Annotated in this window: 24 protein-coding genes, 7 tRNA genes and 1 riboswitch; of the genes, 8 read left to right on the top strand and 23 right to left on the bottom strand. The window is 29.5% G+C overall.

Features of this window, described 5'->3' with window-relative positions:
- Positions 1 to 61: 61 nt before the first annotated feature.
- On the bottom strand, positions 62 to 1,204 hold the full coding sequence (metK, locus tag Fi14EGH31_RS05675; protein ID WP_117788494.1) for a methionine adenosyltransferase: 1,143 nt from the start codon (positions 1,202 to 1,204) through the stop codon (positions 62 to 64).
- 62 nt (positions 1,205 to 1,266) lie between these two features.
- A riboswitch (SAM riboswitch) is annotated at positions 1,267 to 1,366 on the bottom strand.
- 228 nt (positions 1,367 to 1,594) lie between these two features.
- Positions 1,595 to 1,834: a NifU family protein gene (locus Fi14EGH31_RS05670; RefSeq protein ID WP_117482020.1), complete on the bottom strand. Its 240-nt coding sequence runs from the start codon at positions 1,832 to 1,834 to the stop codon at positions 1,595 to 1,597.
- Between the two features lie 129 nt (positions 1,835 to 1,963).
- Between Fi14EGH31_RS05670 and Fi14EGH31_RS05665 the strand changes: the two genes are divergently transcribed.
- From Fi14EGH31_RS05665 to Fi14EGH31_RS05650, 4 genes are all read left to right on the top strand, one after another.
- The gene (locus tag Fi14EGH31_RS05665; protein ID WP_022001228.1) at positions 1,964 to 2,341 is read left to right on the top strand and encodes a S1 RNA-binding domain-containing protein; all 378 of its coding nucleotides are present in this window, start codon (positions 1,964 to 1,966) and stop codon (positions 2,339 to 2,341) included.
- Entirely contained in the window at positions 2,342 to 3,622 is a 1,281-nt protein-coding gene (locus Fi14EGH31_RS05660; RefSeq protein WP_022001227.1) for a glucose-6-phosphate isomerase, read from the top strand.
- A gap of 62 nt (positions 3,623 to 3,684) precedes the next feature.
- Positions 3,685 to 4,320, top strand: a complete 636-nt coding sequence (locus Fi14EGH31_RS05655; RefSeq protein ID WP_200765226.1) for a sporulation protein YunB — start codon at positions 3,685 to 3,687, stop codon at positions 4,318 to 4,320.
- Positions 4,305 to 5,093 carry a hypothetical protein gene (locus Fi14EGH31_RS05650; protein WP_117347149.1) on the top strand — a complete coding sequence of 263 codons (789 nt, stop codon included), beginning with the start codon at positions 4,305 to 4,307 and terminating at the stop codon, positions 5,091 to 5,093. Before Fi14EGH31_RS05655 ends, Fi14EGH31_RS05650 begins: the two co-directional genes overlap by 16 nt.
- A 48-nt stretch (positions 5,094 to 5,141) precedes the next feature.
- Here the strand turns inward: Fi14EGH31_RS05650 and Fi14EGH31_RS15570 are convergent, their stop codons facing one another.
- The 19 genes from Fi14EGH31_RS15570 to sufC all read right to left on the bottom strand — a co-directional run bounded on the left by Fi14EGH31_RS15570 (position 5,142) and on the right by sufC (position 12,844).
- Positions 5,142 to 5,315 carry a M15 family metallopeptidase gene (locus tag Fi14EGH31_RS15570; RefSeq protein ID WP_317994137.1) on the bottom strand — a complete coding sequence of 58 codons (174 nt, stop codon included), beginning with the start codon at positions 5,313 to 5,315 and terminating at the stop codon, positions 5,142 to 5,144.
- Between the two features lie 88 nt (positions 5,316 to 5,403).
- Positions 5,404 to 5,634 carry a D-alanyl-D-alanine carboxypeptidase family protein gene (locus Fi14EGH31_RS15565; protein ID WP_267905647.1) on the bottom strand — a complete coding sequence of 77 codons (231 nt, stop codon included), beginning with the start codon at positions 5,632 to 5,634 and terminating at the stop codon, positions 5,404 to 5,406.
- A 15-nt stretch (positions 5,635 to 5,649) separates the two neighbouring features.
- Positions 5,650 to 5,892: a hypothetical protein gene (locus Fi14EGH31_RS15325; protein WP_022001224.1), complete on the bottom strand. Its 243-nt coding sequence runs from the start codon at positions 5,890 to 5,892 to the stop codon at positions 5,650 to 5,652.
- Between the two features lie 68 nt (positions 5,893 to 5,960).
- Positions 5,961 to 6,185 carry a hypothetical protein gene (locus Fi14EGH31_RS15320; protein ID WP_234697833.1) on the bottom strand — a complete coding sequence of 75 codons (225 nt, stop codon included), beginning with the start codon at positions 6,183 to 6,185 and terminating at the stop codon, positions 5,961 to 5,963.
- Between the two features lie 69 nt (positions 6,186 to 6,254).
- Positions 6,255 to 6,389: a hypothetical protein gene (locus Fi14EGH31_RS15560; RefSeq protein WP_267905646.1), complete on the bottom strand. Its 135-nt coding sequence runs from the start codon at positions 6,387 to 6,389 to the stop codon at positions 6,255 to 6,257.
- A 17-nt stretch (positions 6,390 to 6,406) separates the two neighbouring features.
- Positions 6,407 to 6,655, bottom strand: coding sequence for an ATP-binding protein (locus Fi14EGH31_RS15315; protein ID WP_234697832.1), 249 nt, complete (start codon positions 6,653 to 6,655; stop codon positions 6,407 to 6,409).
- A 243-nt stretch (positions 6,656 to 6,898) separates the two neighbouring features.
- Positions 6,899 to 6,972: transfer RNA gene (locus Fi14EGH31_RS05630), tRNA-Gly, on the bottom strand.
- 6 nt (positions 6,973 to 6,978) lie between these two features.
- Positions 6,979 to 7,067, bottom strand: a tRNA-Leu gene (locus tag Fi14EGH31_RS05625).
- 13 nt (positions 7,068 to 7,080) lie between these two features.
- Positions 7,081 to 7,156 (bottom strand) — tRNA-Lys (locus tag Fi14EGH31_RS05620).
- An 8-nt stretch (positions 7,157 to 7,164) separates the two neighbouring features.
- Positions 7,165 to 7,240, bottom strand: a tRNA-Gln gene (locus Fi14EGH31_RS05615).
- A gap of 13 nt (positions 7,241 to 7,253) precedes the next feature.
- A tRNA-Tyr gene (locus Fi14EGH31_RS05610) sits at positions 7,254 to 7,337 on the bottom strand.
- A 4-nt stretch (positions 7,338 to 7,341) separates the two neighbouring features.
- Positions 7,342 to 7,417, bottom strand: a tRNA-Thr gene (locus Fi14EGH31_RS05605).
- A 30-nt stretch (positions 7,418 to 7,447) separates the two neighbouring features.
- Positions 7,448 to 7,523, bottom strand: a tRNA-Val gene (locus tag Fi14EGH31_RS05600).
- 64 nt (positions 7,524 to 7,587) lie between these two features.
- Positions 7,588 to 8,112 carry a 5-formyltetrahydrofolate cyclo-ligase gene (locus Fi14EGH31_RS05595; RefSeq protein WP_107030621.1) on the bottom strand — a complete coding sequence of 175 codons (525 nt, stop codon included), beginning with the start codon at positions 8,110 to 8,112 and terminating at the stop codon, positions 7,588 to 7,590.
- The gene (gene sufB / locus Fi14EGH31_RS05590) at positions 8,105 to 9,484 is read right to left on the bottom strand and encodes a Fe-S cluster assembly protein SufB (RefSeq protein WP_200765225.1); all 1,380 of its coding nucleotides are present in this window, start codon (positions 9,482 to 9,484) and stop codon (positions 8,105 to 8,107) included. Before sufB ends, Fi14EGH31_RS05595 begins: the two co-directional genes overlap by 8 nt.
- Positions 9,474 to 9,926 carry a Fe-S cluster assembly sulfur transfer protein SufU gene (gene sufU / locus Fi14EGH31_RS05585; protein WP_022002251.1) on the bottom strand — a complete coding sequence of 151 codons (453 nt, stop codon included), beginning with the start codon at positions 9,924 to 9,926 and terminating at the stop codon, positions 9,474 to 9,476. The genes sufB and sufU overlap by 11 nt, the downstream gene beginning before the upstream one ends.
- Positions 9,910 to 11,133: an aminotransferase class V-fold PLP-dependent enzyme gene (locus Fi14EGH31_RS05580; RefSeq protein WP_200765224.1), complete on the bottom strand. Its 1,224-nt coding sequence runs from the start codon at positions 11,131 to 11,133 to the stop codon at positions 9,910 to 9,912. Before Fi14EGH31_RS05580 ends, sufU begins: the two co-directional genes overlap by 17 nt.
- The gene (locus Fi14EGH31_RS05575) at positions 11,133 to 12,032 is read right to left on the bottom strand and encodes a SufB/SufD family protein (protein WP_107030619.1); all 900 of its coding nucleotides are present in this window, start codon (positions 12,030 to 12,032) and stop codon (positions 11,133 to 11,135) included. Before Fi14EGH31_RS05575 ends, Fi14EGH31_RS05580 begins: the two co-directional genes overlap by 1 nt.
- Complete coding sequence (sufC, locus tag Fi14EGH31_RS05570; protein ID WP_117347151.1) at positions 12,032 to 12,844, bottom strand: Fe-S cluster assembly ATPase SufC; 813 nt, start codon at positions 12,842 to 12,844, stop codon at positions 12,032 to 12,034. Before sufC ends, Fi14EGH31_RS05575 begins: the two co-directional genes overlap by 1 nt.
- Positions 12,845 to 12,979: 135 nt before the next feature.
- On the opposite strand from sufC, the gene Fi14EGH31_RS05565 reads away from it, so the two are divergent.
- On the top strand, positions 12,980 to 14,059 hold the full coding sequence (locus Fi14EGH31_RS05565) for an AI-2E family transporter (RefSeq protein ID WP_022002255.1): 1,080 nt from the start codon (positions 12,980 to 12,982) through the stop codon (positions 14,057 to 14,059).
- Between the two features lie 18 nt (positions 14,060 to 14,077).
- Here Fi14EGH31_RS05565 and Fi14EGH31_RS15690 read toward each other — a convergent pair whose 3' ends face one another.
- Complete coding sequence (locus Fi14EGH31_RS15690) at positions 14,078 to 14,152, bottom strand: YjcZ family sporulation protein (protein ID WP_081919121.1); 75 nt, start codon at positions 14,150 to 14,152, stop codon at positions 14,078 to 14,080.
- A gap of 133 nt (positions 14,153 to 14,285) precedes the next feature.
- Here Fi14EGH31_RS15690 and Fi14EGH31_RS05555 point away from each other — a divergent pair, with 133 nt between their 5' ends.
- Genes Fi14EGH31_RS05555 through Fi14EGH31_RS05545 form a run of 3 tightly spaced genes read left to right on the top strand, consistent with a single transcriptional unit; the run spans position 14,286 to position 16,645 of the window.
- Positions 14,286 to 15,281 (top strand): peptidylprolyl isomerase, encoded by a 996-nt coding sequence (locus tag Fi14EGH31_RS05555; protein ID WP_117793056.1) that lies wholly within the window; start codon positions 14,286 to 14,288, stop codon positions 15,279 to 15,281.
- Positions 15,281 to 16,189 carry a peptidylprolyl isomerase PrsA family protein gene (locus Fi14EGH31_RS05550; RefSeq protein ID WP_117347153.1) on the top strand — a complete coding sequence of 303 codons (909 nt, stop codon included), beginning with the start codon at positions 15,281 to 15,283 and terminating at the stop codon, positions 16,187 to 16,189. Before Fi14EGH31_RS05555 ends, Fi14EGH31_RS05550 begins: the two co-directional genes overlap by 1 nt.
- A 54-nt stretch (positions 16,190 to 16,243) precedes the next feature.
- Positions 16,244 to 16,645: an HIT family protein gene (locus Fi14EGH31_RS05545; protein WP_107030616.1), complete on the top strand. Its 402-nt coding sequence runs from the start codon at positions 16,244 to 16,246 to the stop codon at positions 16,643 to 16,645.
- A 20-nt stretch (positions 16,646 to 16,665) separates the two neighbouring features.
- On the opposite strand, the gene Fi14EGH31_RS05540 is transcribed toward Fi14EGH31_RS05545, so the two are convergent.
- The gene (locus Fi14EGH31_RS05540) at positions 16,666 to 17,559 is read right to left on the bottom strand and encodes an SPL family radical SAM protein (RefSeq protein WP_022002259.1); all 894 of its coding nucleotides are present in this window, start codon (positions 17,557 to 17,559) and stop codon (positions 16,666 to 16,668) included.
- Between the last annotated feature and the right edge of the window lie 30 nt (positions 17,560 to 17,589).

Genomic DNA, 17,589 nt, shown 5'->3' with positions numbered 1-17,589 from the left:
GCTTTTTTATCCTGTTTAAAAAATACACATAACAAAAAAAGCTCAATTCATGAGCCTTTTTCTACATATATTTTTTTAAATTTTCCACCTTATCTAATTGTTCCCAAGGTAAATTTGCTTCAGGTCTACCAAAGTGTCCATAAGAAGCTGTCTTTTTATAAATTGGTGTTCTTAAATTTAAGGTATGAATAATTCCTGCTGGTGTTAAATCAAATTCTTGTTTAATTGCTTCAAGAATCACATCATGAGGTACTTTTTCAGTTCCTTTTGTATCAATATAAATAGATGTTGGTTCTTTTACACCAATTGCATAAGATAATTGGATTTCAAGTTCATCACACATATTGGCTGCAACAACGTTTTTAGCAATATAACGTGCCATATAAGCAGCAGAGCGGTCTACTTTTGTTGGATCTTTTCCAGAGAAAGCTCCTCCTCCATGACGTGCATATCCACCATATGTATCAACAATGATCTTTCTTCCAGTAAGACCTGTATCTCCATGAGGACCACCAATAACAAAACGTCCTGTAGGATTGATTAAAACACGATAATCTGTATTCATATCATATTTTTTAACAACGGCATCCATAATGTTTTCTTTAACGAATTTTTTAAATTCTGCTTCATCAAAATCATCATCATGTTGAATGGACATTAAAATAGTATCAATTACTGGTTTTTCATCTGTATAATCAATTGTCACTTGTGCTTTCATGTCAGGTCTAGCCCATTTAAAAGTCCCATCATGTCTTAAAGTTGAAGCGTAACGAACTAAATGATGCGCAATTGAAATAGCAAGAGGCATATACCCTTCTGTTTCTTTTGTCGCATAACCAAACATAATACCTTGATCTCCTGCTCCACCAACTTCTTCATTTGTTCCAAGAGCAATATCACTTGATTGACTATCCATGACAACTTCAACTTTACAAGTTCTATAATCCATTCCTTTAGCTTCATCATCATAGCCAATTTCTTTTAAAACATTTCTTGCCACAGCTTTATAATCCACTTTCGCATTTGTAGTAATTTCTCCACCAATGACAACTAAATTTGTTGTCGCAAAACATTCACACGCAACACGTGAGTTAGGATCTTGTTTAAAACATTCATCTAAGATGGCATCACTGATTTGATCACATACTTTATCAGGGTGTCCTTCTGATACAGATTCTGACGTAAATAAAATTCTTTCTTTCATTTTCTTCCTCCTTAAATAACAAATAAAAAAGCTTCCTAAAGAGAAAGCCGTTAGGAAGCTTTCTCTTATTGTTCAAGAATAAACTTGCTCAGTAAAGGCACCTTCTAACATATAGGGTTGCCACCACTTCATCGATCTTCATCTCATGGTTCTTAATAAGAGTCCTTTTTATTTTATTGATATTCTTCTTTTTTTAACGATGTCATTTTCTCTATGAGTTCATCTTCCAAACCAATTTCTTTCAAAATGTGAGCGATTTTGATTTGTTGTACTTTTCGATCATTCAATTTAATCACCTAAAATAAGTGTGTTTCATAAATTGAAATTTATGATGAATTCAACGACTAAAACATAATATTACAAACTCTCTATAAATGCAAGACATTTGTACTATAATGTACTAGAAATATTTTGAACTTCTAAAACACCAGGTACTTCTTCCATTAAAATTTGTTCAACACCATCTTTTAATGTTTCATCAATCATGGTACATCCAGCACATGCTCCTAGCATTCTTACATAAACAATCCCATCTTTAAAATCAACATATTCAATATCTCCACCATCTCTTTGTAGATAAGGTCTTAATTTATGAATGACATTTTTTATTTGTTCTTCAATATTTTCCATTTTTGCAAACTCCTTTTTTACTTATTAAGTATATCATATAAATCCTACCATATTTTATATTTTTTCCTTATTAAATACAACACATATGCTTAAATTGTGCTATAATAGTGCCGCAAGGAGTGAAATCAAATGACAAAACTCATCAAACGAGGGGATATCATTGATGTTAAAATAACCGGTATTCAACCTTATGGCGCTTTTGCACTCTTGCCTGACAATTCAACTGGATTAATTCATATTTCAGAAATATCAGATAAGTTTGTTAAAAGTATTGCCAGTTATGTGCATATTAATGATATTGTTAAAGTAAAAGTCATTGATTTTGATCATTCTAGCAATCACGCCAAATTAAGCTTGAAAGCTGTTGACAATCGTTTTCGAAGAAAAGACAAGAAACTCGTCTATAAAAATCCACGAAAACCAATTGTAGAAACACCTAAAGGTTTTTTACCTTTAGCTCAAGCAATGGAAGAATGGTTAAAACAAGGTGTAATGGAGGAAAACTAAATGATCACATTAGATTTATCAAAAGCAAAATTAGCTGAAGATTTAGGATCATACAAAGAAAAAGTAGCAGAAATTCATGATATGATTCGAAACAAAACAGGTGCTGGTAACGATTTCCTTGGTTGGGTTGAATTACCAGAAAACTATGACAAAGAAGAAGTTCAATTAATGAAAGAAACTGCTGCTAAATTAAGAGAAAAAGTAGACGTATTATTAGTATGCGGTATCGGGGGATCTTATTTAGGAGCACGTGCTGCTATTGAAGCAATCAATGGTTTATATTCAGATGATAAAGTTGAAATCATCTATGTAGGAAATACTTTCTCTTCAAATTATATTCATCAAGTTGCTAAATATATTGAAGACAAAGATTTCGCTATCAATGTTATTTCTAAATCAGGAACAACAACTGAAACATCTATTTCTTTCAGAATCTTCAAAGAAATGTGTGAAAAGAAATATGGTAAAGAAGGAGCTCGTGAAAGAATCGTAGCTACTACTGATAGAGAAAAAGGTGCTCTTAAAAAATTAGCTACTGATGAAGGTTATGTAACATTCGTTGTACCTGATGATATCGGTGGACGTTATTCAGTATTAACTGCTGTAGGTTTATTCCCTATCGCTATGGCTGGTATCGATATTGATGAAATGTTAAAAGGTGCTAAAGATGCAATGGTTAAATATAACGATGCAAACATCGAAACAAATGATGCTTATCGTTATGGTGTAGCAAGACAATTATTAAATAAAGCTGGATATTCAGCAGAAATGTTTGTAACTTATGAATTACAATTAAATAACGTTGCTGAATGGTGGAAACAATTATACGGTGAATCTGAAGGTAAAGAAAATAAAGGTATCTTACCTCATAGTGCTGTATTCTCTACAGATTTACATTCATTAGGACAATTTATCCAAGAAGGTTCTAAAGTTTTATATGAAACAATCTTCGAAGTTAAAAATCCACAAAATGATATGATTATTCCAAGTGATCCAGATGATTTAGATGGTTTAAATTACTTAGCCGGAAAATCAGTTGATTATGTTAACAAAAGAGCTTGTGAAGGTACAATCGATGCTCATGTTAATACTGGTAATGTACCAAACATCATTATTTCATTAGATAAAATGGATGCTTATGGATTTGGTTACATGGTTTATTTCTTCGAAATGTCATGTGCAATGTCAGTTTACTTCTTAGGAGTAAACCCATTCAACCAACCTGGTGTTGAAGTTTATAAGAAAAATATGTTCAAATTATTAGGTAAACCTGGTTATTAAAATCAAAGAAAGTAGATTTGTTCTACTTTCTTTTTTTTTACATATTTTATAATGGTGATATGATGAAAAAAGAAAAATATATTTTAATTATGCTTTCACTTTTTATATGTGCTTATCTTTTTTCAAATCGTATGACCCCTAGAATTGAAAATATTGCCAGTAAAGAAATAAATCAATTTATTCAGATACTTATCAATCATACTTCATTTACTCAAAAAATAGATACACATAAACTCTATAAAAAAGAAAATAATTCCATTAGTTTTCAAATGAATTATATCAATGATATTGCCTCTAATTACATCAATAATCTTGAAGAAACTCTTTTAAAGCTTGAAGAAGGCTCTTACCAAGAAAACAATCATTCTCCATACAATAAAAAACTCTTAAAAATCAATCAACAAAAAGGTATTGTTGCACGTATACCTATCGGTTCTCTTACCAATAATATTTTCTTACAAGATCGAGGTCCATCTTTTTCCATTAAATATAAAACACTCTCTTTAACTTCTTCAAATATTAATAAAAAAATTAAAAATTATGGGATCAATCATCTTGCTATCTCTATTGATTTAAATGTTACAATTGTTTTACAAATTCTTTTTCCCTTATATCATGAACATTTTAAAGAAAATTATACGATTCCTCTTGTTTATGAAGTCATTGAAGGTGAGGTTCCCTCATGGTATCAAAATTAAGTATTTTAAAAACATATTATCATCTTCCTTTAGAAGATCAATTTTCATTTACTTATGAAGATGAACATTATTATTTAACAAATAAACCTTTTCCTTTATATTATCAAAAATACATTTCTTTACTTCAAATCAATCCCTTCAAAATCATTAATAATATTTACCAACAAAAAAACTCTCAAGGATACATCCTTTATCAAGTACAAAGCATTCCTCTAGATATCCAAAAAATCATTTCCCTATCACTCATCCCTCAAGAAACAAAAACAATAAAAGAAATAAAAAAAGAGTGGATTCAATATTATGAATCTATTCTTATCTACACACCTTTAAATTCTCTAGAATATCAAATCATCTATTATTCTCTATTTACTCTTTGTCAGCTTTCTATCGAACTTTTAAATCATTATTTCTTGTCCACAACAGCCATTAACCTCTCCTATCAACATAAAAATATTCATTCATATGAAGATGTTTATCTTATAGAGAATATAAACCTCAATTTATACATTCATGATATTTTCTATTTATATCTAAACAATACAATCACAATCAATCAATTAGAACAAATAATCAATGAATATAATCTCACTTCAAAAGATCTACAAATTCTTTTATGTTATGCGCTTTTTCCTCAAATGTGTCTTGTACATTTCCATGAAGATTCTTTAACAAAAAAAAGGAGAAGATTAGTAAAATATAATAAAAAATTGTATTCTCTCATTCTTCTCCTTCAAAAATATATTCAAATCCCACCTCTTAAATGGATAAAATAAAACTACCGATAAAATTTTCGGTAGTTCTCTATTTATAATATTATGTACTTATTTATTCATTTTTACATATTCTTCTAAACATATTCCTAATTCATTGATCTTTTTAGCGTGAACTTTTCCAACATAACGATAATGCCATGGCTCATAGCCTACTTTAGTAATACTATTTTTATTTATTGGATACCGCAGGATAAAACCATATTTCCAACTATTTTTAATCAACCATTGTTATTCGGCTGTTTTTTCTTGACTAGGATCAAGACGTTGATTTTTCATAGAGACAATATCTATTGTTAAACCTAATTGATGTTCACTTGTTTTTGATCTTGCTACCCAAAAAAACAGCTTTATCTAAATCTTCTGTTTTTGAATATCCTTGATTTAAGTATTGATTTACTTTGTTTTTATAAAGATATTCTTGCTTTTTTTGTGTTCGATAGAAAGAACAAATCAGTAAGTTTAAACCTTCTTTTTTTGTCGTTTGTAACATCTCCATTAAATCTTTATAAATTCGTCGATCAACTACTTGTCCATTGTTCAACGATACTAAATCAACTTACCAATTTTCAGGTAGACTATTTTCATAATTAACCAATGTCAACAATTCATCGTGATTAACACTATTGTCTGAATTTTCTTGTTTGTTTTTGATTTTACCAGCAGCAAACAATTGATTACTATTTTGCTGAAGTTGTTTACTCATTAAAAAAATAAACTTGTAATCAATCCACCAATTACCCACACAACAACTAATACTTTCATTTTTTTCGTTTTGTGCTCCTTTCAATAAAAAACGCATCTTTTTTACACTTTTCAGTGTATAAAAAAGATGCGTAGAAACATCACCAAAGAAGTATCAAAGTTGTATCAATAACTAGAACTATCTGTAATATATGTTTGATTATCACCCATTTTAAATAAATATTTATGTATTTCTTTTTCAGTTAAACCTAAATGTTTTCTTCCAAAAGTATATATTTCTATATTTTCTTTATCGCCATGTTTTTTATTGTAATAATCATATTGATATATCAAATGTGTATCTGCATCATTTATAGCATTAAAAAATCCTTGTTCATTTGTTTGTAACATACATAATTTTCATTAAAATCAAATTCTGTCAAAATGCCTAGATTTTTTAACAACCGAAAGCTTACTCGTTTAAACATCTAATCTCTCATTTTTTATTTTTTCAACTTGAAGATGTCCAATTAATTGATTATTTTGTGTTTTAGAAACTGTTAATGGAACTAATGGGATAATGATCAATAAAGTGACAGCAAGCAGAAACTTCATTCTATATTTACACTTCTTCATGCTTCTTTGATCTTACTTAATTCATTTGTTTCCATACCACAACCATTATCTTCAATTATAAACTGATACCCCCTTTCTACTGGATGACCTTTTAAAGATATTCTAGCATTTCCTCCTACTGCTTTACGGGCGTTATCAAGTAAATTTAAACACACCGTTTTTATCAAATCCGGTTCAATAGAGAGCTCTCCAGGTTCAATTATAGTAGAAAATCGAATATGATTTTCTTTCATCAATAAATCCACTGTATCCTCAATTCCTTGGAAAAAAACTTTTGCAGAAATCCTATACACCTTAAAATATTGTTTTTTTTAAAACAATCAATTCCAATAACTTCATTGACATTGATTCTAATCGTTTTCCCTCTTCAACAATCAATATTTTATACATGGAATCACCTCAATTTCCACCTTACATCTAAGTTGCATCATACTTCATCATTTTAATAAAAAACACACACCTACATAGTAAGTGTGTTAGCTCCTTCATGGAGCGGGTGATGGGAATCGAACCCACGTAGTCAGCTTGGAAGGCTGAAGTTCTACCATTGAACTACACCCGCATTGAATGGTGCCCAGGGCCGGAGTCGAACCGGCACGGATTTTAAGGTCCGCAGGATTTTAAGTCCTGTGCGTCTACCAATTTCGCCACCTGGGCTTATTCAGTTAAATGGTGACCCGCAGGCGACTCGAACGCCTGACCCTCTGATTAAAAGTCAGATGCTCTACCAACTGAGCTAGCGGGTCATACCTTATGGCTGGGGTAGCTGGATTCGAACCAGCGCAATGACAGAGTCAAAGTCTGTTGCCTTACCGCTTGGCTATACCCCATTCATTAGATAGATGGTGGAGAGGAGTGGATTCGAACCACCGAACCAAAAGGAACTGAGTTACAGTCAGCCGCGTTTAGCCACTTCGCTACCTCTCCATCATGGTGCCGGCTAAAGGACTTGAACCCTCAACCTACTGATTACAAGTCAGTTGCTCTACCAATTGAGCTAAGCCGGCATTTTATTTATTTTAAACACTATTTTTTAATGGTGGAGGCTAACGGGCTCGAACCGCTGACCCTCTGCTTGTAAGGCAGATGCTCTCCCAACTGAGCTAAGCCTCCTTGACTAGTGCCCACTTATAATAACATCTCTATTCCCTTACGTCAACAGCTTTTTACATTTTTTTCATATTTTTTTATCAGTTATAATATCATCTAATGGAATATCAAAATCTTCAGATTGATAATGCTCAATATATTGAAATGAATAAGCCAGTCCTATTGTTGGTGCATTAAAATCTTTAAGATATCGATCATAATAACCTCCACCATAGCCCAAACGATAACAATTTGCATCATAACCTACAAGTGGAACAATCATTAAATCAAGAAATTCTTTATTAATTTCTTGTTTATCTATCGGTTCATCAATACCATATTTATTTTTTATCATTTTATCTTGATATAAAGTAAAATACATTTCTTTACCGCGAACTATGGGAACATAAAATTCTTTTTGAGTTTTAAATTCTTCAATTAATTTCCAAGTATCCACTTCATGTTTATAAGATAAATAGATTCCTATTTTTTTACTTTTAATGAAACGTGGATCTTTTTTTAACTTTTCTATAATGAAATGAGATTGTTTTTGATAATCATCAAAAGCCAATCTCATTTGTATCAATTGTTTACGTAATTGTTTTTTATCCAATTCCATTTTCACCAAAGTCCATTTTAATCAATTGATTTAATTCAACAGCATATTCCATTGGTAATTCTCTTGAAAATGGTTCAATAAATCCCATAACAATCATTTCTGTCGCATCTTTTTTAGAAAGACCTCTAGACATTAAATAGAAAAGTTGTTCATCTGAAATTTTAGAAACAGTTGCTTCATGTTCAATTAAAGAATCATTATTTCTAGCATAGTTTGTTGGCACTGTATCACTTGTTGAAATTTGATCTAAGATCAATGTATCACATTCAACTTTACTTTTAGCGTTGATTGCCTTTGGATTATGTTGTACTAACCCACGATAGTTTGTTTTACCACCGTTTTTAGCAATTGACTTAGAAACAATACTACTTGAAGTATTTGGTGCTAAATGAATCATTTTAGCTCCAGAATCCATAATTTGATTTTCTCCAGCAACAGCAATTGTAATACAAGAACCTTTCGCTCCTTCTTCCATTAAAACACAAGTTGGATATTTCATTGTAACAGCAGAACCAATATTTCCATCGACCCATTCCATTTGTCCATTTTTATAAACCTTCGCTCTTTGTGTCACTAAGTTTAAGATATTATTAGACCAGTTTTGAATTGTTGTATAACGGCATTTAGCCCCTTCTAAAACAACAATTTCAACAACTCCTGTATGTAATGAATCTTTTGAATAATTTGGTGCTGTACATCCTTCTACATAATGAATATCAGAACCTTTATCAACAATAATCAATGTTCTTTCAAATTGTCCCATTTGTTCAGAATTGATTCTAAAATAAGATTGTAAAGGTTTTTCTAGTTTTACTCCTGGTGGTACATAAATAAATGATCCCCCAGACCAAACAGCTCCATTTAAAGCTGAAAACTTATTATCATTATAAGGAATAACTGTATCAAAATACTTTTTAAATAATTCTGGGTATTCTCTTAAACCACTATCAATATCTAAGAAAATAACACCTTTTTCTTGAACTTCTTTCAACATATTATGATAAACCACTTCTGATTCATATTGAGTTGTTACCCCTGATAAATATTTTTGTTCTGCTTCAGGAATTCCTAGTTTATCAAAAGTATCTTTAATCGTTTCAGGGACTTCTTCCCATTTATTTGTTTGTTTATCAGAAGGTCTAATATAATACGTATACTCATCAAAATCTACTCTACTTAAATCGACACCCCATGTAGGCATTGGCTTTTTCAAAAAACAATCGAGTGCTTTTAAACGATATTCCAACATCCATTCAGGTTCACCTTTAATGGCAGAGATTTCTCTAATGATATCTTCATTAATTCCTTTAGGTGTTTTAAAAACAGACACATCTTTATCAGGAATCATAGTTTCATCATTTTCCATGAGTTTCCTCCTTTTCACTTTCATCAATTAATTGTGTAATTCCTTTCCATCCAAGAGTTGCACATTTAATTCTATTGGCCTGTTTATGAGTGTTATAAAAAGCAATCGCTTCTTCTAATATTTCAGGATCATAATCTTTTTCAAAAATCATATTCATATAATTTTCAATAATAACCCTTGCTTCATCAATTGTTTTACCAATTAATAATTCTGTCATAATAGAAGTACTTGATGTACAAATCGCACACGCTTCTCCATCAAAGCGAATATCTTCAATCACTCCATTTTCTATTTTTGCTTGTATATCAATATTATCAATACAAGTTTCACTATCCATATTGACTTTTTTATAGCTATCGTCTTCAACTAATTCACGATTACGTGGATTTTCATAATGATCCATAATAATTTGACGAAGCATCATATTATCCAAAGAAGGCATCTAAAAAGTCATCCCCTTTCTTACATACTTCAATAAACTGATCTATTTCTTCTTTTGTATTGTAGAAATAGAATGAAGCTCTTAATGTTTGTGAAACATGTAAATATTCATCTAATATTTTTGCACAGTGTTGACCAGCACGGATGGCAATTCCATACGTATTAAATAAAGATGCACCATCTTGAGAAAAAACATTTTTAATATTGAAAGCAATTGCTCCAACACCATTTTCATTGTAAATTTCAATGTTATCTAATTCTTTCATCTTTTCAACGGCATATTTTCTAAGCATTGCTTCATGTTCTTCAATATTTTTCATACCAATATTTTGTAAATATTCAATGGCACTACCAAGACCAATGACCCCTTCAATATTAGGTGTTCCCGTTTCAAATTTTGTTGGTGCATTTTTAAGCTTTACTAAACCACAGCTATTGTATCTTGCATTACTTCCTCCACCAAAACGTGTTGGTGTCATTTCATCCAATAAATGATATTTTCCATATAATACACCTACTCCTGTAGGTCCACACATTTTATGTCCTGAAAAAGCAAAGAAATCAACATCTAAATCTTGAACATCAACAGCATAATGAGGTGCACTTTGAGCCCCATCAGCACAAACAATAATATCGTGTTCATGAGCAAAATTACAAATTTCTTTAATTGGTGCTAAATATCCTAAAACATTTGTAATTTGCGCAAGTGAAATAATTTTTGTATGTTCAGTCACTGCTTTTTTGACATTTTCTAAAGTCACTTTTCCTTCTTCGTCTAGATCAATATATTTAATGATAGCTCCTGTATGTTTAGCCACTTCAAACCAAGGAAGCGTATTGCTTGCATGTTCAGCAAGAGTAATCAATACTTCATCTCCTTCTTTTAAATGTGTCACTCCATAACCAAAAGCTACCATATTCAAACTATCTGAAGAACCATAAGTATAAACAACTTCCTCTGGTTTACAATGAATAAAATCAGCAACAATACTTCTTACATATTCAAATTTTGTATCTACTTCATGTGATAAATCATAATCTCCACGATGTGCATTTCCAGAATAATTTGTTAAATAATCACAAACACTATCAATCACACATTGAGGTTTTAAAGTTGTTGCCCCATTATCTAAATAAATAAGAGGTTTTCCATGCATAGTCTTTTTAAGCATTGGAAAATCTTCTCTAATTTTTAAAACATCTAACATTATAGTCCCACCTTTTCTTTCAAAACATCTGAAAATCTTTCTTTTAAAGATTCTACACTGATAAATTCTAAAACAGGTAAGAAATAACCATAAGTGACTAGATGCATAGCATCTTGTTTAGAAAGACCTCTAGACATTAAATAATAAAGATGATCTTCATCAATCTTTCCAACACTTGCTCCATGGCTTGCTTTAACATCATATTCATCAATATATAAATACGGATTAGCTTGTGCTTTGCACCCTTCATCAAAAACAATAATTTTATTTGTTTGATGTGTATCTGATCCAGACATACCTTTATAAATACGTCCCACACCATCAATAATTAAACTTGCTTTTGATTTAACAATACCATAGTTATCCATATCACCATATGTATGTGGTGCTAAATGTTCTAAAGTCATTTCATAATGTTTATTTTCTTTTTCTTTGCTTAAAGAAGCTAAACGAAGTTTAACACTTGCTTCCTCTTCAAGTAAACGATATTTTATTTTTGATAAAGTTGTATAATCTGTTAATTCTACATAAGCGCAAGACACTCTTGCATACTTATAAACATCAACATTTTCATCTAAATCAAGTTGAATATTTTGATGACTATTTTTTTCAACATATCTTAAAACTTCACTTGATTCATTGATTTTTATATTTTTTGTATAAGAACAAGACTTTGATGCTTCATACATTTCTACAAGATCTACATGTAAACGATCTTTAATTTCAATATTAAATTGATAAGTTCCTTCTTCTGTTGTCTTATAAATAATTTGTACTTTTGCATCTTCATTAATCATTAAAGTTTGATTTTGAATTTGAATATCTTGTTTAAAAGATGTTTCTTTGATTGTTCCATTTTCTAAAACAAGATAATTATCAATATCTACTAATCGACTCATTATTTAGCTTTAACCTTATTTCCACAACTACCTAAAACAATAGGTTGTTTATCTTCTTCAGTTTCAAAATCAAAACCTAGTTCTTTAACCCAACGATAACCTTCTTTATCAATACGATCTATTAATTCTTGTCCTCCACTTAATACAATTTTTCCATCTACTAATATATGAACATGACTAGGTGGTACAAGTTCAAATAATCTTTCATAGTGTGAAACCATCACACAACCAAATGAATCTGATTTCATATCATTTATAGCTTCAGAAACAATTTTTAAAGCATCAACATCTAAACCAGAATCAATTTCATCCAATAATGCAAATTTTGGTTTTAATAATTTCATTTGCAAAATTTCATTTCTTTTCTTTTCTCCACCAGAAAAACCTTCATTTAAATAACGATGTGCTAAATTTTCGTCCATTTTTAAATCAGCAATATTTTTATCTAATTCTTTAATAAATTTAAATAAAGATACTGGTTTTTCTTGATGAGCATTGAGTGCAGCTCTTAAAAAATCAGAAGTGACAACTCCTGGAATTTCTTGAGGATATTGCATTCCTAAAAAGATTCCTGCTTTCGATCTTTCATCGACTGACATTTCTAAAACATTTTGTCCATCCAAGTAAATACTTCCCTCTGTTACTTGGTATTTAGGGTTTCCCATGATAGCTGATAGCAATGTTGATTTACCATTACCATTAGGTCCCATTAATGCATGTATTTCTCCTGTATTGATTGTTAAATCAATTCCTTTTAGTATTTCTTTATTATCAATACAAACATGTAAATTTTCTATTTTTAAAGTTGACATAAATCAAGCCCCTTTCTACCCACAACATTCTACTAAAATGTCAAAAAAAAAACAATCAATGTGATAATCTTTTGTATTAACAATTTATATTATATCCAAAATATGGTATATTATTTAAACAAAAGGAGTGATAATGTGAAATTTCTGAAATCTTTATTTCAAGTCATATCATCCAAAAAAATTACACAAACCCTGTTAAACTTACTTATTTTATTTTTGATCGTTCTTTTATTAGATATTACAAAAGAAGTATGGGGTGGCGCTTTTAGTATTTTTTGGAAGATTATAAAACCATTCTTTGTAGCATTTGCAATCGCTTATGTTTTAAATCCGCTTATTGAATGGGTACAAAAATATGTAAAAAATCGTGGATTATCTTTAATTATTGTTTATGTAGGAATCATTGCTTGTTTAATACTTATTTTATCACTAGCAATTCCACTTGTAATTAATAGCGTAACAGACCTCTATCCTGCTTTTGAAGACGGTTTGATTTTTATTTCGCGCTTTGTACAAAGTCATTTAGGCTTCAATATTTCTGAAATAACAACTTATATTCAAACAGAAGCAGCGAAACTTTTACAAGATATGACAGTTATTAATACAACGTTTGATGTTTTAAATTCTGTTATTGTAAAAATTGGAAACGGCTTGATTTATTCAATCCTTGCAATCTATATGTCTATAAAATTTGATAGTATAAGAATTGCAATTAATCATTTTGCAGGAAAATTTGATGAAAACTTACCTGTTTATTTAAAGGAAATCAATATTTCTTTAATTGAATATATTGAAGCTTTTGCTTTAAGTGCTCTTATTCAAGGTCTTACAACAGCTTTTGTCTATTTGGTTATTGGTCATCCAAACTGGATCTTACTTGGTATTTTCTCAGCTATCAGTTCGGTAATCCCTTATGTAGGTCCAATTGTTGCTAATTTACTTGGAATTGTCACTTCAATTACGATGGGGACAACAAAACTTATTATTTTATTTGTACTGATTTTTATTCAATCAAATGTTGTTCCTTATGTCATTCAACCAAAAATATATTCATCAAAAATCGATTTATCGATTATGTGGGTATTATTTGGTATTTTAACTGGTTCAACTTTGTTTGGTGCATGGGGAATGATCATCGCAATGCCTATTCTTGTTACTATTAAAATCAGTTATCGTGTTTATCGTCAACATAATCCTCAACCTAAAAATGCTTAGCAAATTGCTAAGCATTTTTTATAACATATTACAAATAATCACTAATAAAATAAAAAGTACTAAAACAAGCGTAAAAGAATTTTCACACTTCATATAAACCCCTCCCTTATATCCTTTTAGTATAAATTATGTAATAAATATGTTTGACCGTGTGTTTTTGCCCATAATATTGAAATAAGTGGGAAAAAATAGTATACTTTTTAAGTCTACAAGAAGGAGGAAAATTATGAAATTTAAAAAATGTGCTGCCTTATTACTTGTAAGTAGCTGCCTTTTGACTGGATGTACAACTTCATCAGCAAAAAAAGTTGATTCAAAATACGTTGTTGCATCTTTAGAAAAAGGAAATAAAACAAAAAATATCTTTGCTGATAATTTATATAAAGATATTATTGATAATTCAAGTAATAATTCAACAGTCTTTAATGCTGTATTACAAAACTTAGTTGATCAAAAATTCCCTGTCAACGATGATATGAAAGAAGATGCTGCTACAATTATTAAACAAATTAAATCAGCATATAAATCTAATTATGGTGATAACTATAAAGATTCATTAAATCAAGCTTTAACATCTGCAGGATATAAGAATTTATCTGAATATCGTCAAAAAATGATCAAACAAATTCAATATGCTAATTTCTTATTAGATTATATTGATGATCATTTTGATGATGTCTTTAATGATTACTATCAACAATGTGCTCCAAAATATGTAAGTTTAATTAAAATTTCTGTATCTGATACAAGCTCACCTACAGATGATGAAACTTCTAAATTAAATGAAGTTAAAGAATTAATCAGTAATACGGATAAATCATTTGGAGATATTGCTCAAGATTACTCTAATGATTCTACTTCAAGTAAAAAAGGATCATTAGGTATCGTTGATAGTAAAGATACTTCTGGTATTGCTAATAGTTATGGTAAAGATGTCTTTAATGCTATTGAAGCATTAAGTGAAGGACAAGTTTCTGATGTTATTACTGGTGATAATGGATATTATTTTGTAAAAGTAACAAGTACTGATAAAAAAACTTTAAAGAAAGAATTAAAGAAAACTGATATTGATTCTCCTTTATTAGCTTATGATGATTATTTACAATATGTTGTCTATAATTCTTATAAAATCAATTATAAAGATAAAGATATTAAAAAAATCGTTCAAGAAGTTGTTAATAAAGCCTTAGAAGAAAGAAAAACAGAAAGAGGTGAAGCCTAATGAATTCATTAAAAGATAAGCTTTACCAATATAGATTATTAGTTATTATCGTATGTATTTGTCTTATTGGTGGTTGTGGTTATGGTCTTTATAAAAGCTTTAACAAAAAAGATGATTCCTATGTAACCCATGTAAAAGATGGTGATTCAGCAGTTGTTAAAACAGGTGATGTAACAATTACTAAAGATGATCTTTATGAATATTTCTTAGATAATGATGGGTTAAATATGACTTTAAACAGTGCTATCAATTATGTAGCTGATCAAGAAATCACTGATGAAGATGCTATTAATTCTAAAGTTGAAGAATTAAAACAACAATACCTTCAATATGCTGGTACAAGTGATCTAGAAACTTACGCTAAAGATGCTGGCTATGAAAGTGAAAACGATTTTGTAAAACAAATTTTAGAGCCTAATGCAAAAATTCAACTTCTTCAAGAAAAATATGTTGAAGATAATTTCAAAAGTTTAGTTAAAGAATATAAAGTAAAATATCTTAAATATTTTACGGTTGATACTGAATCACAAGCTTTAAAAATTATTAAAGATTGTACAAGCGAAGAATCTTTCACAAATTATTTTAATGAAAATAGTGGAACAGATGCTGGTTTAGTTACAAAAGAATCAAGTAGTGTTGATTCTAAAATCATTAAAAAATTAGATAAATTTACAAAAGATGGTATTTATGCAAAAGCAATTAAAACATCTGAATCTAAATATGCAATTGTTTGGGTTTACAATACGGATAAATCAAATTTAAAAGATGAAATTAAAAAAAGTTTAACTTCTATTTCTAATTTTTCTACAAAATGTGAAACTTCTTATTTAAGAAAGTATAACTTTGATGTTTATGAACCATCAATCAAAAAGAAAATAAAAAAATCTTCTAAAGATTATTTTGAATAAGGTCTCGACCTTATTCTTTTTTTGTTTTAAAATAGAGCTATGGAGGAAAAGAAAATGAGTAACTGTATTTTTTGTAAAATTATTAATAAAGAAATTCCTGGAAAAATCATTTATGAAGATGATGTATGTATTGCTTTTTTAGATTTATCACAAGCAACTTATGGACATACCCTTGTTATTCCTAAAAAACATTTTGAAAATATTCTTGAAGTTGACGCACAAACATTGGCTCATGTAATGCAAGTCACTCAAAAATTAGCTAAACAAATCGTTGAAAAACTAAACGCTAAGGGATTGAATATTTTAACAAATACAAATGAAGTTGCAGGTCAAACCGTTCATCATTTCCACGTTCATATTTTACCTCGATATGATGAAAAAGAACTTGTTATTGAATTTAATGATCATAGTCAAGATGTTGATTTAGATGAAGTTTATCAAAAAATCGTAAAATAAAAAGATGGTTTTCCATCTTTTTAGAATAAAGAAAGTTGTTCAAAGTCATGAATATCTTTCTTTTTTATTGGTGTTTTTTCTTCAAATTCTTGTAAATATTCAAATATTTCTAAGTAATTACACATCATTTGATATTCTTGGCATTTTTTAAAGAATAAATTCATTAAATCCCTATTATGCGGGCTATTAAGCGTATATTGATCATTATACGTCATTTGATACTTTTCTTTCATACCAGGAAATAAACGATCTAGTTGCTTATAATAATATTCTCTGCTTCCCTCTCTTAAAGTAACTCCCATACCAAAACAAATAATTCCTTTAACTCCTGCTTCATGACATTCTTCTAAAATCTTTAAAATATTTTCTTGACTATCATTAATAAAAGGCAAGATTGGTGTTAACCAAACAATTGTGGGAATCCCATTTTTATGGAGTTCTTTTAATACTTCTATTCTTCTTTGAGTTGTACAAACACCTGGTTCTAACTTTTGACATAAATTTTCATCAAATGTTGTAAGCGTCATTTGAACAACACATTTTGTTTGTTGGTTAATTTTCTTTAAAAGTTCCAGGTCTCTTAAAATTAAGTCTGACTTCGTAATAAGTGTTACTCCAAAATGATATTGTTCAATAAGTTCTAAAGCTTTTTGTACATGCTTTAATTCTTTTTCTAAAGGCATATATGGATCACACATAGATCCCATTTGAATCATACATTTCTTTCTTTTATGTTTTAAACCATTTTCTAATAAAGAAAGCGCATTTTCTTTAACTTCTATATCTTCAAAGTCATGTTCAAAATGATAACACTTGCTTCTTGAATCACAATAAATACAGCCATGTTGACATCCCCTATATAAATTCATTGTATTATCATTAGATAAAATTCCTTTTACTGCTTTATAATGCATATTATAACCCCCATTGCTTATCATTTTAAC

The organism is Faecalibacillus intestinalis (genome assembly GCF_015097455.1).
GTDB classification, from domain to species: Bacteria; Bacillota_I; Bacilli_A; order Erysipelotrichales; family Coprobacillaceae; genus Faecalibacillus; species Faecalibacillus intestinalis.
The sequence above is the reverse complement of the archived record's forward strand: the minus strand, read 5'-3'. Positions and strand labels throughout refer to the sequence as shown.

Coding starts and splice junctions, on each gene's coding strand:
- metK (WP_117788494.1), bottom strand. CDS start 1,204: ATGAAAGAAAGAATTTTATTTACGTCAGAATCTGTATCAGAAGGACAC.
- Fi14EGH31_RS05670 (WP_117482020.1), bottom strand. CDS start 1,834: ATGGAAAATATTGAAGAACAAATAAAAAATGTCATTCATAAATTAAGA.
- Fi14EGH31_RS05665 (WP_022001228.1), top strand. CDS start 1,964: ATGACAAAACTCATCAAACGAGGGGATATCATTGATGTTAAAATAACC.
- Fi14EGH31_RS05660 (WP_022001227.1), top strand. CDS start 2,342: ATGATCACATTAGATTTATCAAAAGCAAAATTAGCTGAAGATTTAGGA.
- Fi14EGH31_RS05655 (WP_200765226.1), top strand. CDS start 3,685: ATGAAAAAAGAAAAATATATTTTAATTATGCTTTCACTTTTTATATGT.
- Fi14EGH31_RS05650 (WP_117347149.1), top strand. CDS start 4,305: ATGGTATCAAAATTAAGTATTTTAAAAACATATTATCATCTTCCTTTA.
- Fi14EGH31_RS15325 (WP_022001224.1), bottom strand. CDS start 5,892: ATGCGTTTTTTATTGAAAGGAGCACAAAACGAAAAAAATGAAAGTATT.
- Fi14EGH31_RS15320 (WP_234697833.1), bottom strand. CDS start 6,185: ATGTTACAAACAAATGAACAAGGATTTTTTAATGCTATAAATGATGCA.
- Fi14EGH31_RS15560 (WP_267905646.1), bottom strand. CDS start 6,389: ATGAAGTTTCTGCTTGCTGTCACTTTATTGATCATTATCCCATTAGTT.
- sufB (WP_200765225.1), bottom strand. CDS start 9,484: ATGGAAAATGATGAAACTATGATTCCTGATAAAGATGTGTCTGTTTTT.
- sufU (WP_022002251.1), bottom strand. CDS start 9,926: ATGCCTTCTTTGGATAATATGATGCTTCGTCAAATTATTATGGATCAT.
- Fi14EGH31_RS05580 (WP_200765224.1), bottom strand. CDS start 11,133: ATGTTAGATGTTTTAAAAATTAGAGAAGATTTTCCAATGCTTAAAAAG.
- Fi14EGH31_RS05575 (WP_107030619.1), bottom strand. CDS start 12,032: ATGAGTCGATTAGTAGATATTGATAATTATCTTGTTTTAGAAAATGGA.
- sufC (WP_117347151.1), bottom strand. CDS start 12,844: ATGTCAACTTTAAAAATAGAAAATTTACATGTTTGTATTGATAATAAA.
- Fi14EGH31_RS05555 (WP_117793056.1), top strand. CDS start 14,286: ATGAAATTTAAAAAATGTGCTGCCTTATTACTTGTAAGTAGCTGCCTT.
- Fi14EGH31_RS05550 (WP_117347153.1), top strand. CDS start 15,281: ATGAATTCATTAAAAGATAAGCTTTACCAATATAGATTATTAGTTATT.
- Fi14EGH31_RS05545 (WP_107030616.1), top strand. CDS start 16,244: ATGAGTAACTGTATTTTTTGTAAAATTATTAATAAAGAAATTCCTGGA.
- Fi14EGH31_RS05540 (WP_022002259.1), bottom strand. CDS start 17,559: ATGCATTATAAAGCAGTAAAAGGAATTTTATCTAATGATAATACAATG.